We start from the raw sequence: 16,216 nt of genomic DNA, 5'->3' as shown, positions 1-16,216 counted from the left end.
GCCTGTCCGCAACCCGATCCCCGCCTTATCCATGAAACGCATCCTCCTCATCAAGATCACCTCGCTTGGCGATATGGTGCACACCTTGCCGTTGGTGTCCGACCTGCGCCGCGCTTATCCCGAGGCCAAGATCGACTGGGTGGCCGATGCTTCCTGCGCCGATATTCCCCGCTGGGCCGTGGGCGTCGACCGCGTGATCGCGCCGCCGCTGCGCGGCTTCAAGAAGTCCCGTAGCTGGGCTGACCTGCGTGCCATCTTTGGCGCACTGTGGGCATTGCGTCGCGAAAAGTACGATGTGGTGGTGGATGTGCACGGCGTGTATAAAAGCGCCATCGTGGCCTGGCTGGCGCGCTCGAGCCGGCGTCTGGGCTACGCCGCCGAGTATCTGGGCGAGGCGCGTGCCGTGTTCGCCTATACGCAGATCTTCGGGCCGCACGGAGACGCCACCGCGCGCCACAAGATGCGCATGGTGGTCGCCAACGCGCTCGGCTACGCACTGGATCCCGTTGAGCATTACGCACTGCGCGTGCCTGCGCCCGCCGCACCGCTCAATGCCGACGGCGTGCCACGCGCCATGCTGTTCCACGCTACCTCGGTCGAGGCCAAGAAATGGCCCTCGCAGCGGTGGATCTCGGTCGGCAGGACGCTGGCTGGTCGGGGCTACAAGATTCAGTTGCCCTGGGGCTCGCCCGCCGAGCGCGAGCAATCGGAGGCGCTGGCTGCCGAGATTCCCGGCGCCGAGGTGTTGCCGCGCATGACCATTACCGAATGCGCGCAGCGGGTGGATGCCGCCGCGCTGGTGGTCGGCACCGACACCGGCTTCGTCCACCTGGCCGATGCGCTGGGCAAGCCGTCGGTGATGCTGTTCACGGTGACCGACAGCCAGCATTTCGGGATCGACACGCCGGGCCAGTCTGTCTCCGTGGGCGCCCGCGGCGTGGTGCCCGAAGTTGATGAGGTGCTTGCCGCGATCGACCGGGTCACCGGCGGTCAGGCCAGGCCACAAGTGGCGGCCGCCAGCCTGGGCTGAACCGGTGCCCGATCCGCGGCTGCCCGCGTTGCGGACTGGGGTGATCAGCCAGCCGCCGCGGGCGCTTCAACACGTCACGCGTTGATCGCTTGCCCGCCCCGCGCGCCGGACGCCGGATGTGCCGGGCGGGTACCCCGCCTGGGCGATGGCTTGCCGTCGCACCGGCGCTGCCGCTAAAACTTCATCTAGCCGCCCATCAGCCGAAGCGCGTTCAATTGGTGTTCCAGGCATTCCTGGCATCACCTTCCCGTTGTCCACGTAGATCCCACGATGGCTGTAGCTGCGGCGCTGCGCGCGCAGCGGCGGTTCGCTGTCTGTCTCGACATCATATGCCCGTCCGGGTGGCTTTCACGACGCAATAGCCTGCCACGGCTTCGCACATGTGCCGATACCGCTATCTGGCCGCATTCCATCTTGATCATTTGATGAACGTTCCCCTGGTCCTCTAACGGTCATTTGCATTCACCTTGCGTTCTATATCGTCCGATATATAATCGCTTTTGTATCGTGCGATACAAAACGTATCCATCCAGATCCACCTTAGTCAGCCAAGCCGGAGCAGCAACCATGGCACGACCCCGCGAATTCGACGAACAACAGGTGCTGGAAGCAGCCGGAGATGCCTTCTGGGCGAACGGTTTCGAAGCCACCTCCACGCGCGATCTCGTCAAGTGCACGGGTTTGACGCAGCCCAGCCTCTACAACGCCTTTGGTGACAAGCGCGGGCTGTTCCTGCGCGCGTTGGAGCACTACCTGGAGCGCACGCTGCACGAGCGGATTGCGCGGCTGGAATCGTCGCAAACGCCCGGCCATGCCATCGCGTCCTTTTTCGGCGAGATCGTCGATCGTTCCGTTGCGGACGCGCGGCACCGCGGCTGCATGCTGGTCAATGCCGCGGTGGAGTCGACGCCCGGCGACGCCGCATGCCGCCAGGGCATCGCCGGCGAACTTGCCCAGATCCAGGCTTTCTTCCAGCGCTGCATGGAGGCGGGGCAGGCAAGCGGCGAGGTGCCGACGGTCCTCCCGGCAGCGGACGCGGGCGCGCACCTGCTGGCGGTCCTGCTGGGGGTGCGAGTGCTCGCCCGGGTCAGGCCGGAACGCGCGCTGCTCACCGGCGCCGTCAGTCCGGCGCTGAGCCTGCTCGGCCTGCCGCCGCTGCCCGTCGCGGCCAGCACGGCATGAGCCGCACGCCGGCACAGCGAACCACATATCGAATCCGCAGGAATGCATCATGTCTGAAAACACAGCCACGATCCCAAGCTCCATGGCGTCGACACTCGATGCCCGCGCACTGTTCGCCACCCTCGCCGGGTTGTGCGGCAGCCTGGTAGCCATCGGCCTCGCGCGCTTCGCCTACACGCCGCTGATTCCGCCGCTGATCCAGGCGCATTGGTTCACGTCGTCGCAGGCGGTGACGCTCGGCGCGGCGAATTTCGCCGGCTACCTGGCCGGGGCGCTGCTGGGTCGTCCCATTGCCAATGCGCTATCCAACCGCCATGCTTCCCAGGTTGTTACAGCTGGGTCTGAAGGACACTTGGATCGGTCTCGGCGTGTTCGCGGCCATCCTGACCGCCGTGAGCTGGTTTGGCTGGCCGGGCTCGGCCCCCGCGGCGCCGGCACCGGCTGCCGGTAGGCAGCCGGTCGGGCGTGGGAACACGGCGTTGCGCGTGTTGTACRCCCAGTACGCCGCGAACGCGCTCGGGCTTGTGCCCGCCATGGTGCTGCTGGTGGATTATGTGGCGCGCGGGCTGGGCCGGGGTGCGGAGACCGGTGCCGGGTACTGGGTCTTGTACGGTGTCGCGGCCATCGCGGGACCTGTCCTGAGCGGCAATGTGGCCGATCGCATCGGCTTTGGCGCGGCTTATCGCATCGCGTTGCTGTTGCAGGCGATTGCCGTAGCCACGCTTGCCTTGTCCGGCAACCCGATTCTCATTGGCGTCGCCACCGTGGCCCTGGGCATTTTCACGCCCGGCATCGTGCCGCTGGTGCTCGGGCGTATCCAGGAAATGGTGCCGCACGACCATCTCGAGCAGCGCGCAGCGTGGAGCCGCGCCACCACGGCCTTTGCCTTGTTCCAGGCCCTCGCCGGCTACGGCTACTCCTACCTGTTCACGCTTTCGCACAACAACTATGCGCTGATCTTCCTGTGCGGCGCGGTGGCGCTGGCCCTGGCGCTGACCGCCGACATCCTCACGGGGCGCAAGCCGCAGCCAGTTGCCGCGTCCTGATGAAAACAGGAAGGCGTCCTAGAATGGACGGGCGCCACGCACGCCACAGACAAACGCCACAGACAAGTGCCAGGAAACAGCAAGGAGTCGTTCCCATGAGTCAAAGCCGGTTATTCCAACCCTTATCCATTGGCAATCTGCGGTTGGAAAACCGCATCGTGATTGCGCCAATGTGCCAGTACTCCGCCGAGGAGGGCTCGGCCGGCGACTGGCACATGATTCATCTCGGCCAGCTTGCGCTGTCCGGCGCCGGAATGATGATCATCGAGGCATCTGCCGTGTCGCCGGAAGGGCGCATCACGCCGGGGGATCTTGGCCTCTATTCGGATGCGAATGAGGCGGCCCTTGGCAAAGTGATCGGCGCAGCCAGGGCACACGCGCCGATTGCGCTTGCGATACAGCTTGCCCATGCGGGGCGCAAGGCATCCAGCCATGCCCCCTGGGACGGCGGCAGCCAGATACGGCCCGAACAGCCGCTGGGCTGGAAGACGGTGGCGCCATCCGCTGTGCCGCACGCGGAGGGCGAGGATGCGCCGCTGGCCCTGGATCGCGCAGGCATGGACAAGGTGCGCGACGATTTCGTCGCCGCCGCCGTTCGCGCGGCGCGTCTCGGGCTCGACGGCATCGAACTGCATTTCGCGCATGGCTACCTGCTGCATCAGTTTCTGTCGCCGCTGGCTAACAAGCGCGAGGACGAGTATGGCGGCAGCCTGGAGAACCGCATGCGTTTCCCCATCGAGGTGTTCGACGCGGTGCGTGCGGCATTTCCCGCCGACAAGCCGGTGTGGGCGCGCATCTCGGCCACCGACTGGGTGCCTGGCGGATGGGATATCGAAGGCACGGTGGCGCTGTCGAAGGCGCTCAAGGCGCGTGGCTGCGCGGCGATCCACGTGACTACCGGCGGCGTCTCGCCGGCGCAGGCCATCAAGCTGGGGCCCGGCTACCAGGTGCCCTATGCGCAGCGGGTCAAGGCTGAGGTCGGCTTGCCGACCATCGCGGTGGGGCTCATCACCGAGCCCGAGCAGGCCGAAGCCATCATCGCCAACGGGGAAGCGGATGCGGTTTCGCTGGCGCGCGCCATGCTCTACGATCCGCGCTGGCCGTGGCACGCCGCGGCCAGGCTTGGCGCGCAGGTCCATGCGCCGAAGCAGTACTGGCGTTCGCAGCCGCGCGAGTACAAGGATCTGTTTTTCGATGCCAGCTTCGGGCAACGCTAGTCACGGTGTCAGCGAAAAATCAACGAAAAACGGCCCGCCGGAAGGGGCGGGCCGTCATCACCTGTTCGCGTCAGTCAGCCTGGATGCCGAACTCCTTGACGATCTTTGCATAGCGCGTCGAATCGGACGCGATCAGCTTGCCCAGCGTGCCGGGTTCGCCGCCAATTGGCGTAACCGCGATGGTGGCCATGCGCGCGACCACGTCGGGCATCTTCAGGATGTCGTTGACGTGCGCGTTCAGCGTCTTCACCAGTTCCGGCGAAAGCCCCTTCGGCGCCAGCAGCGCCTGCCAGGCGCCGACGTCCACATCCTTGTAGCCCAGTTCGAGCAGCGTCGGCACGTTCGGTGCGAACGGCGAGCGCTTCAGGTCGGCCACGGCCAGCGGCACGATGCTGCCGGCCGTAATGTACTGGCCCACCGCGCCGAGCGTGGAGTAGGTCATCGGCACCTGGCCGCCCAGCACGTCGACCACCGCCGGCGCCGTGCCGCGATACGGCACCTGCGAGATCTTCACGCCAGCCGCCTTGTTGAACAGTTCGCCAAGAATGTGCATGGGCGAACCGTTGCCCGGGCTGGCATAGGTTTGCAGGCTGCCGGATTTGGCGCGTGCGACCAGATCGGGCAGCTTGGTGATCCCGGAGTTCTTATTGACGACCACGAAGAGCGACTGGATGCCGATCTGCGCAATGGGCGTGAAATCGTTGCGCACGTCGTAGGCGCCCCCGGTGCCGCTCTTGAGCACCAGCGGCGCGATGGCGACCGTGTTGGGCGCGACCAGCAAGGTATAGCCATCGGGCGCGGCCTTGGCGACGTAGGCGCTGCCGATCGTGCCGGCCGCGCCGGTGCGGTTTTCGACCACGACGGACTGGTGCAGGCGCGCTGAGAGCTTTTCCGCGAGCAGGCGAGCCAGCACGTCGGTATCGCCGCCGGCGGGGTAGGCCACGACCAGCGTAACGGGTTTGTTGGGATAGGCCTGCGCGCAGGCGGTGCCTGCCGCCATCACGGCGGCCGTGGCTGCGAGGGCAGCAAACAGGTTGCGGGTTGCAAACTTCATGATGAGACGCCTCTAGGTAGACTTCGCGCCGGATGGGACGATTCGTGCCATCCGGCTTGCGCCGCATGGCGGCGCGCGGGCTTTAGAACGTGTGCTTGATGCCGATCATCGTGCCCAGCTGGTTGCCGCCGGGCTTGGGGTTGGAGCCCGTCTGGGCGCCGCTGACCGACTGGGCGAGCTGGCCGCCGTTGTCGATGAAGCCGGCCGTGGCATACACGGAGGTGCGCTTGGAGAAGGCGTAGGTACCACGCAGCGCGTACAGCATCGCTTTGTTGTCGCTGTTGTGAAACTTGAGGTAGTAGACCTGGCCGGCCAGCGTGAACGCGGGCGTGATGTCATACGCCAGGCCGGCGTACCAGAGGTCGCTGCGCGGCGTCGGGCTGCCATCGTTGTCGCGGCGGATCACGCCCAGGCCCATCTTGGTCTTGGACAGCAGCACATAGCCGTTGAGCGAGAGCCGGTCGTCCGACTGGTTGCTCCTGGACAGGCCGCCGAATGCTCCGGGTCCGCCGCGCAGCGAGTCATAGGCCGCTGCCACGCCCCACCACTTGTTGTCGTATTGGAGCAATGCCGACCATTCGCGGCAAGCCTTTGAGTCGGCCGGGTTTTCGCCTGCGCAATTGGTGCCGGCCGGGCTCGGGCCCGCATTCACCGTATCGCGGCCAAAGCTGTAGGTGGCGCCCAGCGTGAAACCGCCAAACGTGCCCTTGTAGGAAACGGCGTTGTCGGCGCGCGCGTTCGGCAGATAGCTGTCGAGGGAGCCCGAGCCGTACACGTTGGGGCCGAGGATGTCCGGGTCCAATGTGGCCCAGAACAGCATGGTGTACTGGCGGCCCAGGGCCACCTGGCCCCAGGGGCCGGAGAGGCCCACCAAGGCTTGCCTGCCGAACAGCCGGCCGCCCTGGTTGGACGTGCCAGAGTCAGGCGCGAAACCGGATTCGAGCACGAACAGGCTCTTGAGGCCGCCGCCCAGGTCCTCCGTGCCGCGGATGCCCCAACGTGACGGCACCGTCCCGGTCAGGGTGTTCATGCGGAACACGTTGTCCTTTGCTGCGCCAATATTGTTCACGTACTCGACGCCGGTATCGACCACGCCGTACAGCGTCACCGTCGATTGGGCCGAGGCCAGCAGGGGTACCGTGGCTGCAAGCGCAGCCAGCGCAATCCGTCCAAGTTTCATTGATCGATTCCTCTTCCTTGTCCACCGTATTGTTTCGTTGGCGTCGCCATGCTTCGCCAGACCATTACCCGGTCCGGATGGGTGCATCTCTGGTTGTGCACGTTCCGGCTTTTTGTTTTATATGTGAAACATCAGATTACATAAGAAACAACGAGCAAAATATAGCCGTTCGTTTCCGGAAAAACATGGGCGGGAAATCCCTAGTGATGTGGAGACGCGACGAGATAGCGCCGCATAAGCGGCATCCGCGGCACAGCGGTGCACAAGAACGGTGCGATGGTTCGGTAGGGCAAGACTCCGCCGCGCGCCACGAACCGCACGGCCGCTGGGACCGGCGATAGCCGGCGTGCCGGGGCATGTCCGCCTGCACCAAAACGTGACAGCGCCTCGGTTTACGGAAGTTTTTTTGCGAGGGGTTAACCCTGATCAATTTCCGGCAGCAGGCGGTCTATATTTCCTAGGTTTTATTCGCAAACTACGGTTTCATATATGGAACAAAATGACCCATCCCGGGCAATCCAGCCTGCGGCAGCGCTGCTGCGGGCGCTCGACACCGGCTTTACGGAGCGGCGAGTGGCTACCGGCAGCGACGGCGCGCAAATCGCTTACCGTCGCGGCGGAAGCCACGGGCCGGTCGTGGTGCTGTTGCATGGCATCAGTTCCGGCGCGGCTTCCTGGTTGCCATGCGCGAGCCTGCTGGCGGCCGATGCCCGTGTGATTGCGTGGGATGCACCCGGTTATGGCAATTCGCAAGCGTTGCAAACCGCTGCGCCCACGGCAGCCGACTACGCCCGGAGCCTGGCGGGGCTGCTGCGCGCACTGGACGTGCGGCCCGATGTGATCGTCGGCCATTCGCTCGGCGCGTTGATGGCGGCCGCCTACGTGGCGCAAGCCGGCCCGGCGCAGCTTCCCGGACAACTGCTGCTGCTCAGCCCGGCCCAGGGCTACGGCGGCCCCGGCAAGGCTGAAAAGGCAAAAGAGGTGGCCCGCCAGCGGCTCGACGCACTTGCGGCAGTTGGGGTGGAGGGCCTGGCCGAGCGTGGTCCGGGCCGCCTGCTGAGCGCCGCGGCCGACGCCGATGCGCAGGCCTGGGTGCGCTGGAATATGCGCCGCCTGGACCCGGACGGCTACCGGCAAGCCGTGGCGATGCTGTGCGGAGACGATATCGGCGACTACCTTGCGCGCCGGGACCCGGGCGTCAGTGCGCGGGTCGGCTGTGGTGCACTGGATATCGTGACGCCGCCGCCAGGATGCGCGGCGCTGGCGGAACGCTTCGCCCTGCCGTTCGAACTGGTGCCCGATGCCGGTCATGCCTGCTATGTGGAGCAGGCAGGCTCTGTCGCCCGCTGGATTCGCAGCGCGCTCGCCTGACACGTCCACCGGGCGCGGAAACGGCTGCGCGCAGCCGCGCCGCGYCCTTCCGCACCGTTTTTCCCAGCCCGCTTCCGGCGTRCTTCCGGCCGGTCCCCGGCCCCGTGCCCAGTCCCAAGTGGCATCGGCTTATCTCCAGGGTAAACCCCACTCTATTTTTAAAGTTTCGTTGCCTATAGTGGTGTCTGTGTTCAATATTTAAATCAGCGTTTTATAGGTGGAACAAAACGCTAGATCAGCGGACTGGCAACAAGGTCAAAGGAGCAGCGCAATGGAGAACCTCGCATACAACCCGAACCTGGCGCCCTGGGAGCGTCCGGCGCCGAACAATGTCGCCGGCAAGGGCCACATCGAGCAGCCCGGCAAGGTGGCCAATATCGTGTGGCAGACCCGCGCCGCCGCCCCCACCGCTTATGAAGACGCGCTCGGCGATGCCTTGGAGGCCGCATTCGAGGGCGGTGCCAGGAGCCCGGCGGACATCGTGCGAGCGTTCAACGACGCTGGCCTGCTGGGCGCGGATGGCCTGGCCTGGACCGAAGAGCGCTTCCTCGCCGAAATGCGCCGTCTGGGCGCCTGAGAGGCTGAAGCCAAGAGGCAGTTCAAGAACATCAACGCGATTGCGTCATGACGGGCGGCGAAACAAGGCATGCCCTTCCGAGATAGCGATCCGATCCGGTACCCGCAAGAGAGCAAACAATGGAATCGAACAAGCAAGCGCGTGCTGAGGCGCGCCTGAACGCCGGCCTGCATAACTACTGGTATCCGGTATCGGCCGCGTGGGCGGTCACGCATGCACCGATCGGCATTACGCGCCTGGGCCAGGACATCGTGCTGTGGCGCGACGGCGCCGGCCAAGTGCACGCGCTGGAAGACCGCTGCCCGCACCGCGGCGCGCGCCTGTCGATGGGCTGGAACCTCGGCGACCGCGTGGCCTGCTGGTACCACGGCGTGGAAGTCGGCGGCGACGGCCAGGTCAAGAGCGTGCCGGCCGTGGACAACTGCCCGCTCGAAGGCAAGACCTGCGTGCGCAGCTACCCCGTGCGGGAAAAGGCCGGCGCCATCTTCCTGTGGTTCGGCGAGCGCGCTCCGGTGGAAGGCGAGGGCGGTGCCGATGCGCTGCGCCTGCCGGAAGAACTGGAGAGCGACGAGCACAGCAACTTCCTGTGCGTGGCGCACTGGGACTGCAACTACCGCTACGCCATCGACAACGTCATGGACCCGATGCACGGCGCCTACCTGCATGCGGTGTCGCACTCGATGGCCTCGGGTGAAAAGCAGGCCGTGATGGCCGTGCGCGAAACCGATACCGGCCTGGTATTCGAGAAGACCGGCCAGCGCGGCGTGAACTTCGACTGGGTGGAATTCGGCGAGACCGGCACCCTGTGGCTGCGCCTGGCGATTCCCTACCGCGCCAAGGTGGGCCCCGGCGGCCCGTTCGGCATCGTCGGCATCGCCACGCCGGTCGACGAGGAGCACTGCATGGTGTTCTTCTGGCGTACCCGCCACGTGCAGGGCTGGGAGCGCGATGTCTGGCGCTTCCTGTACCGCAACCGCCTGGAAGGCTTGCACTGGGACGTGCTGGAGCAGGACCGCGTGGTGCTGGAGATGATGGCGCCGAACGCGCGCGAACATGAAACGCTGTACCAGCATGATGTGGGCATCACGCGCGTGCGCCGCCTGCTGCGCCGCCGTGCCGACCAGGAAGTCGCCGACGAGCCGGTCGCCATGCTGAAGCCCGTGGGCGGGGTGGCGAGCCATGCCTGAGATCGACCGCAACAACCTGCTGGCCGGCCGCCGCGTGCTGGTGACCGGCGCGGCGCGCGGGCTGGGCCTGGCCTTTGCCACCGCGATCGCCGAAGCCGGCGCCGCCGTCGCGATGGCCGACATCCTCGCCGATCGCTTGCACGAGGAAGCCGCCGCGTTGCAGGCCCGTGGCCTGACGGCGCTGCCGCTCGCGCTTGACCTCGGCAACCCCGAATCGGTGACGGCCTGCGCCGCCGCCGCCGTGGCCGGGCTTGGCGGCCTGGACGGGCTCGTCAACAACGCCGCGGTCACCGACTCCGGCGGCCGCGACGCCAGTGCCATCGACATCGCCACCTGGGACCGCGTGATGAACATCAACGTGCGCGGCACCTGGTTGATGACCACGGCCTGCCTGCCGGCACTGCGCGCCTCGCGCCGCGGCGCCATCGTCAACCTCGCGTCGGACACGCCGCTGTGGGGCGCGCCCAACCTGCTGGCTTACGTGGCCAGCAAGAGCGCCATCATCGGCATGACCCGTTCGCTGGCGCGCGAGCTGGGCGACGCCCAGGTCACTGTCAATGCCATCGCACCGGGGCTGACCATGGTGGAGGCGACGGAATACGTGCCCCAGAAGAGGCGCGACCTGTATCGCGAGCAACGCGCGATTTCCCGCGAGCAGCTACCCGAGGATGTTTCCGGGGCCGTGCTGTTCGCACTATCCGATCTGTCCCGCTTCGTGACGGGCCAGACGCTGGCCGTCAACGGCGGCTTCGTCATGCACTGAGTCAACAAGGAATCCAAATGAGCGATCTTTCCCAACAAGACAACATCAAGCGTTCCTGGGAGCAGCCGTCCGGCGCTTCCTTCGACCAGTGGATGGAGACCCGCGTCGCGCGCTTCTCCACCCGCCGCTACGACTGGGACGCTCTCAAGTTCCAGGCTGACTACGATCCCAAGTACCGCCGTGCGCAGATGCGTTACCTCGGCACCGGCGGCACCGGCGTGGCCACCGACACCAATACCGTGCCGTCCGAGAATTTCACCTTCTCGACCATGATCATCCCGGCCGGCCACGAAGGCCCGTCGCACCTGCACACGGATGTGGAAGAAGTCTTCTTCGTCATGCGCGGCAAGATCAAGCTGATCCTGGAAAAGGACGGCGAGCGTTACGAAACCATCCTGACCGACCGCGATCTGGTCTCGGTGCCCCCCGGCGTGTACCGCGAGGAAATCAACATCGGCGAGGAAGACGCGCTGATGTGCGTGATGCTCGGCGCCAAGAAGCCGATCACGCCGACGTACCCGCCCGAGCATCCGCTCACCAAGGTCAAGCGCTGAAAAGCGAAAAACCGGCGCGCCAAAGCAACCGCGGCCGTGCGCCGGACCCAGTGGAACACGAACCTCTCATGACTCAAGAACGCCTTCCGGAAGACAGCCAGGACAAGTACATCGTGCCCGGACTGGAACGCGGCCTGCGCCTGCTGGCCGAGTTCAGCCGCCGCGACCGTACCTTGTCGGCGGCCGACCTGGCGCGCCGGCTCAAGGTGCCCCGCTCCACGGTGTTCCGGCTGCTGGCCACGCTGGAGATGATGGGTTTTGTCGAACGCACCGACGGCGGCCGCGACTACCGCCTCGGCATGGCGGTGCTGCGCCTGGGCTTCGAGTACCTGGCTTCGCTGGAACTCACCGAGCTGGGACGCCCGCTGCTGGATCGCCTGCGCGACGACATCCGTTACCCGTGCAACCTGGTGGTGCGCGACGGCCGCTCGATTGTCTATGTGGCCAAGTCGGTGGCGCCCACGCCGTTCAGCAGTTCCGTCACCGTGGGGACCCGCCTGCCGGCGCACGCCACCGTGCTCGGACGCGTGCTGCTCGAAGACCTGACGCTGGCTGAGCTGCGCCAGCTCTATCCGGAGCCGCGCCTGGAAGCGTTCTCGCCCAGCACGCCGGCCACGGTCGAGGAACTGTTCGAGATGGTGCAGCGCGACCGCGAGCGTGGCGTGGTGCTGCAGGAAGCGTTCTTCGAGGCCAGCATCTCGACCATCGCGGCACCGGTGCGGGATCGTACCTGCAAGGTGGTGGCGGCGCTGGGCGTGACCATCCCGGCCTCGCGCATCGATCCGGAGCAACTGGACATGATGGAAGACAAAGTCAGAGACACCGCGGGCGAGCTGTCCCGCCTGCTGGACTACCGGCCGCGTGAGCACGGCAAGGTGGTCAACCTGTATCGGGAGTGAGGACGATGTCCATGATTGAACTCGACGGCAAGGTTGCCGTCGTCACGGGTGGATCCTCGGGCATCGGCCTGGCCACCGTCGAACAACTGCTGGAAGCGCGCGCCGCCGTGGCGCTGTGCGGTCGCAACGAAGCGCGGCTGCGCGAAGCGGAAAGCCAACTGCGCGCACGCTTCCCCGATGCCCGCCTGTACGCCGCCGCCTGCGACGTGCTGGATCCCGCGCAGGTAGCCGCCTTTGCCGCCGCCAGCGAGGCCGCGCTCGGCCCGGCCGACATGCTGGTCAATAACGCAGGGCAAGGCCGCGTTTCCACGTTCGCGAACACCGAGGACGCTGCATGGCTCGAAGAGCTGCAACTCAAGTTCTTCTCGGTGATCCATGCCACGCGCGCGTTCCTTGCCCAGCTGGAGCGCTCGGACAGCGCGGCCATCGTCTGCGTGAACTCGCTGCTGGCCGTGCAGCCGGAGCCGCATATGGTGGCGACGTCCGCGGCGCGTGCCGGCGTGCATAACCTGGTGCGCTCGCTGGCAACCGAATTCGCCCCCAAGGGCATCCGCGTCAACGGCATCCTGCTCGGCCTGGTCGAGTCGGGCCAGTGGCGCCGGCGCTTCGAAGCGCGCCCGGAATCCGAGCGCGATCTCGACTGGGCCGCGTGGACCGCGCGCCTGGCGCAGCAAAAGCATATTCAACTTGGCCGTCTTGGCCTGCCGCAGGAAGCTGCGCGCGCGATCCTGTTCCTTGCCTCGCCGTTGTCTTCGTACACCACGGGCAGCCACATCGATATTTCCGGAGGACTTTCCCGTCATGCGTAACGAACAGCAACAAGTCACGGTGGGCTACGCCATCGCCGCCTTCCTCGAACAATGCGGCGTCAAGGCTGCGTTCGGCGTCATCTCGATCCACAACATGCCCATCCTCGACGCGATGGGCGAGCGCGGCAAGATCCGCTTCGTCCCCGCGCGCGGCGAAGCGGGCGGCACCAATATGGCCGACGCCTGTGCCCGCACCACGGGTGGCCTGGGTGTGTGCCTGACCAGCACCGGCACCGCTGCCGGCAATGCCGCCGGCGCCATGGTGGAAGCGCTCACAGCCGGCACGCCGCTGCTGCACCTGACCGGCCAGATCGAAACGCCGTACTTGGACCAGAGCCTGGCTTACATCCACGAAGCACCGGACCAGCTCACCATGCTGAAGGCCATCTCGAAGGCCGCGTTCCGCATCCGCAGCGCGGATACCGCGCTCAGCACGATCAAGCTCGCCGTGCAGACCGCGCTGACCGCGCCGAGCGGTCCCGTCAGCGTGGAAATCCCCATCGACATCCAGGCCGCGCTGATCCCGATGCCGACCGACCTGCGCCCGCTGGCCGTGCCCACGCATGTGCCCTCGGCCCATGCGCTGGACGAACTGGCCGAGCGCCTGTCCCAGGCCAAGCGCCCGCTGCTGTGGCTGGGCGGCGGCGCGCGCCACGCCGGCGCGCAGGTCAAGCGCCTGCTGGCGCTGGGCTTCGGTGTGGTCACGAGCACGCAGGGTCGCGGCATCGTGGCGGAAGACGATCCGCGTTCGCTTGGCGCCTTCAACCTGCACAAGCCGGTGGAGCAGTTCTATCAAAGCTGCGACGCCATGCTGGTGGTGGGCTCGCGCCTGCGCGGCAATGAAACGCTGAAGTACGAACTGAAGCTGCCGCGCCCGCTGTTCCGCGTGGACGCCGATGCCTCCGCCGAAGGCCGCTGCTACCAGAGCGACTACTTCGCCAGCGGCGATGCGGCGCTGGCGCTCGACGGACTGGCCGACCGCCTGGAAGGCAAGCTGAAGGTCGATCCGAATTTCGCCGCCGACCTGCGCGCTGCGCATGAGGCCGCCATGAACGGCCTGATCGACGGCCTGGGCCCGTACTCGGCACTGGTGGAGGCGCTACAGGGCGCGGTAGGCCGCAACTTCAACTGGGTGCGCGACGTTACCGTCTCCAACAGCACCTGGGGCAACCGCCAGCTGCGCATCTTCGACTCCCGCGCCGGCGTGCATGCGCTGGGCGGCGGCATCGGCCAGGGCCTGGCGATGGGCATCGGCGCGGCAGTGGGCGCGGCGGTGACTTCATCGGGCAAGAAGACCTTCTGCCTGGCCGGCGACGGCGGCTTCATCCTGAACCTGGGCGAACTCGCCACCGCGGTGCAGGAACGCGCCGATGTGGTCTTCGTGCTGATGAACGACAAAGGCTACGGCGTGATCAAGAACATCCAGGACGCGCAGTACGGCGGCCGCCGCCACTACGTGGACCTGCATACGCCTGATTACGCGCAACTGTCGCAATCGCTGGCGCTGCGCCATCGCCGCGTCAGCAACCTGGCGGATGTCGGCGCCGCCCTGGACGAGGCGACCGCCGAACAAGGTCCGTTCCTGCTGGAGATCGACATGCTGTCCATCGGTACCTTCAAGACCGCATTCGCCGGCCCGCCGGTCAACAAGGAAGCCGACGCCGAGAAGACCGCGCGCGCGGCCGAACACAGCACCGTGACTGTCTGAGGGAGACGCAACATGCTGCACGTGTCGATGGTGGGGTGCGGAGCGATCGGGCTCGGCGTGCTCGAACTGCTCAAGAGCGATCCGGATGTCGTGTTCGACGTGGTGGTGGTGCCGGAAGCCCAGATGGACCAGGCCCGCCACGCCGTCTCCGCGCTGGCGCCGCGGGCGCGCGTCGCCACCAGCCTGAGCCAGGCCGACGGACGGCCCGACCTGCTGGTGGAATGCGCCGGTCACCATGCGCTGGAAGAGCACATCGTGCCGGCGCTGGAGCGCGGCATCGCCTGCATGGTGGTGTCGGTGGGCGCGCTGTCGGCGCCGGGCCTGGCGGAACGGCTGGAAGCGGCGGCACGGCGCGGCGGCACCCAGGTGCAGCTGCTGTCCGGCGCGATCGGCGCCATCGATGCGCTGGCGGCAGCGCGCGTGGGCGGCCTCGATGCGGTGGTCTATACCGGGCGCAAGCCGCCTGGCGCGTGGAAGGATACGCCGGCGGAAGCGCTGTTCGATCTCGATGCGCTGACCGAAGCCACGGTGATCTTCGAAGGCACCGCCCGCGAAGCGGCGCGCCTCTATCCCAAGAACGCCAATGTGGCCGCCACGCTGTCGATGGCCGGGCTCGGGCTGGATCACACGCAGGTGAGGCTGCTGGCCGATCCGGGCGTGGACGAGAACGTGCACCATGTGGAAGCGCGCGGCGCTTTCGGCGGTTTCGAGCTGACCATGCGCGGCAAGCCGCTGGCGGCCAATCCCAAGACCTCGGCGCTGACGGTGTTCAGCGTGGTGCGTGCGCTGGGCAACCGTGCCCACGCCATGTCGATTTAAGCAGCGCAGCAAGGCAATCATCATGAAGCAAGAGATTCTCCCCATCTGTATCGCAGGCCAGTGGCGCCTGGGCGGCGGCGAGCGCTACGCCACGCGCTACCCGGCCACCGGCGAAGTCGTCGCGGAACTGAACGCGGCCAGCCTGGACGACGTGGAAGAGGCCGTGCAGGGTGCGCATCGCGCGTTCCTCACCAGCGGCTGGGCCCAGCGCAAGCCGCACGAGCGCGCAGCCGTGCTGCATCGCGTGGCCGACCTGATCCGCGCGCGCGCCGAGCCCCTCGCCCAGCGCCAGCGCCTGGACAACGGCAAGCCCATCAGCGAGACGCGTGCGCTGGTCGCCAGCGCCGCGGGCACCTTCCAGTTCTTCGCCGCGGCTTGCGAGACGCTGGAGGAGACGCTCACGCCCGCGCGTGGTGACTTTCTCACCATGAGCGTGCATGAAGCCATGGGCGTGGTGGCGGCGATCACACCGTGGAACTCGCCCATCGCCAGCGAGGCGCAGAAGCTGGCGCCGGCGCTGGCAGCCGGCAACGCGGTGGTGATCAAGCCCGCCGAGATCACGCCGCTGATGGCGCTCGAACTGGCGGCCATCTGCGAAGAAGCCGGCGTGCCCAAGGGCCTCATCAGCGTGCTGCCCGGCAAGGGCTCGGTGATCGGCGACGCCATTACCAAGCACCCGCTGGTGCGCCGCGTGTCATTCACGGGCGGCACCACCACGGGACGCCATATCGCGCATATCGCCGCCGACAAGATGRTGCCGGTGTCGCTGGAACTGGGCGGCAAGTCGCCGACGATGGTGTTCGAGGACGCGGACCTGGAT

General features: G+C 66.8%; 15 protein-coding genes and 1 pseudogene. 14 read left to right on the top strand and 2 right to left on the bottom strand.

Translation table 11 applies throughout. The features are described 5' to 3' along the window. The first annotated feature begins 31 nt into the window (after nucleotides 1-31). The 4 genes and pseudogenes from waaC to AC1DN0_RS25690 all read left to right on the top strand — a co-directional run bounded on the left by waaC (nucleotide 32) and on the right by AC1DN0_RS25690 (nucleotide 4,475). Nucleotides 32-1,030, top strand: a complete 999-nt coding sequence (gene waaC / locus AC1DN0_RS25705; protein WP_441627526.1) for a lipopolysaccharide heptosyltransferase I — start codon at nucleotides 32-34, stop codon at nucleotides 1,028-1,030. Between the two features lie 567 nt (nucleotides 1,031-1,597). Continuing rightward, nucleotides 1,598-2,212 (top strand): TetR/AcrR family transcriptional regulator, encoded by a 615-nt coding sequence (locus AC1DN0_RS25700; protein ID WP_441627524.1) that lies wholly within the window; start codon nucleotides 1,598-1,600, stop codon nucleotides 2,210-2,212. A gap of 49 nt (nucleotides 2,213-2,261) precedes the next feature. Next, nucleotides 2,262-3,258: pseudogene (locus tag AC1DN0_RS25695) on the top strand (YbfB/YjiJ family MFS transporter). A 95-nt stretch (nucleotides 3,259-3,353) separates the two neighbouring features. Next, entirely contained in the window at nucleotides 3,354-4,475 is a 1,122-nt protein-coding gene (locus AC1DN0_RS25690) for an NADH:flavin oxidoreductase/NADH oxidase (RefSeq protein ID WP_441627520.1), read from the top strand. Between the two features lie 70 nt (nucleotides 4,476-4,545). Here the strand turns inward: AC1DN0_RS25690 and AC1DN0_RS25685 are convergent, their stop codons facing one another. Both AC1DN0_RS25685 and AC1DN0_RS25680 read right to left on the bottom strand, forming a co-directional pair. Beyond that, nucleotides 4,546-5,529, bottom strand: coding sequence for a Bug family tripartite tricarboxylate transporter substrate binding protein (locus tag AC1DN0_RS25685; protein ID WP_441627518.1), 984 nt, complete (start codon nucleotides 5,527-5,529; stop codon nucleotides 4,546-4,548). A gap of 82 nt (nucleotides 5,530-5,611) precedes the next feature. Beyond that, complete coding sequence (locus AC1DN0_RS25680; RefSeq protein WP_441627516.1) at nucleotides 5,612-6,709, bottom strand: porin; 1,098 nt, start codon at nucleotides 6,707-6,709, stop codon at nucleotides 5,612-5,614. Between the two features lie 489 nt (nucleotides 6,710-7,198). Here AC1DN0_RS25680 and AC1DN0_RS25675 point away from each other — a divergent pair, with 489 nt between their 5' ends. From AC1DN0_RS25675 to AC1DN0_RS25630, 10 genes are all read left to right on the top strand, one after another. Next, on the top strand, nucleotides 7,199-8,080 hold the full coding sequence (locus AC1DN0_RS25675; RefSeq protein ID WP_441627514.1) for an alpha/beta fold hydrolase: 882 nt from the start codon (nucleotides 7,199-7,201) through the stop codon (nucleotides 8,078-8,080). A gap of 271 nt (nucleotides 8,081-8,351) precedes the next feature. Next, complete coding sequence (locus AC1DN0_RS25670; protein ID WP_441627512.1) at nucleotides 8,352-8,657, top strand: recombinase-like helix-turn-helix domain-containing protein; 306 nt, start codon at nucleotides 8,352-8,354, stop codon at nucleotides 8,655-8,657. Between the two features lie 119 nt (nucleotides 8,658-8,776). Beyond that, nucleotides 8,777-9,844 carry a Rieske 2Fe-2S domain-containing protein gene (locus AC1DN0_RS25665; protein WP_441627510.1) on the top strand — a complete coding sequence of 356 codons (1,068 nt, stop codon included), beginning with the start codon at nucleotides 8,777-8,779 and terminating at the stop codon, nucleotides 9,842-9,844. Continuing rightward, nucleotides 9,837-10,607 carry an SDR family oxidoreductase gene (locus AC1DN0_RS25660; RefSeq protein WP_441627508.1) on the top strand — a complete coding sequence of 257 codons (771 nt, stop codon included), beginning with the start codon at nucleotides 9,837-9,839 and terminating at the stop codon, nucleotides 10,605-10,607. Before AC1DN0_RS25665 ends, AC1DN0_RS25660 begins: the two co-directional genes overlap by 8 nt. 17 nt (nucleotides 10,608-10,624) lie before the next feature. After that, entirely contained in the window at nucleotides 10,625-11,161 is a 537-nt protein-coding gene (locus tag AC1DN0_RS25655) for a cupin domain-containing protein (protein WP_035860623.1), read from the top strand. Between the two features lie 68 nt (nucleotides 11,162-11,229). After that, nucleotides 11,230-12,060, top strand: coding sequence for an IclR family transcriptional regulator (locus AC1DN0_RS25650; protein ID WP_441627505.1), 831 nt, complete (start codon nucleotides 11,230-11,232; stop codon nucleotides 12,058-12,060). 5 nt (nucleotides 12,061-12,065) lie between these two features. After that, entirely contained in the window at nucleotides 12,066-12,869 is an 804-nt protein-coding gene (locus AC1DN0_RS25645; protein WP_045238404.1) for an SDR family oxidoreductase, read from the top strand. Next, complete coding sequence (locus tag AC1DN0_RS25640; RefSeq protein WP_477103533.1) at nucleotides 12,862-14,577, top strand: thiamine pyrophosphate-binding protein; 1,716 nt, start codon at nucleotides 12,862-12,864, stop codon at nucleotides 14,575-14,577. Before AC1DN0_RS25645 ends, AC1DN0_RS25640 begins: the two co-directional genes overlap by 8 nt. Nucleotides 14,578-14,589: 12 nt before the next feature. Beyond that, nucleotides 14,590-15,396, top strand: a complete 807-nt coding sequence (locus AC1DN0_RS25635; RefSeq protein WP_441627501.1) for an aspartate dehydrogenase — start codon at nucleotides 14,590-14,592, stop codon at nucleotides 15,394-15,396. A gap of 22 nt (nucleotides 15,397-15,418) precedes the next feature. Beyond that, on the top strand, nucleotides 15,419-16,216 hold a 798-nt coding region (locus AC1DN0_RS25630; protein ID WP_477146104.1), incomplete at its 3' end, for an aldehyde dehydrogenase family protein.

Source organism: Cupriavidus sp. 05N39 (assembly GCF_056397325.1).
The sequence above is the reverse complement of the archived record's forward strand: the minus strand, read 5'-3'. Positions and strand labels throughout refer to the sequence as shown.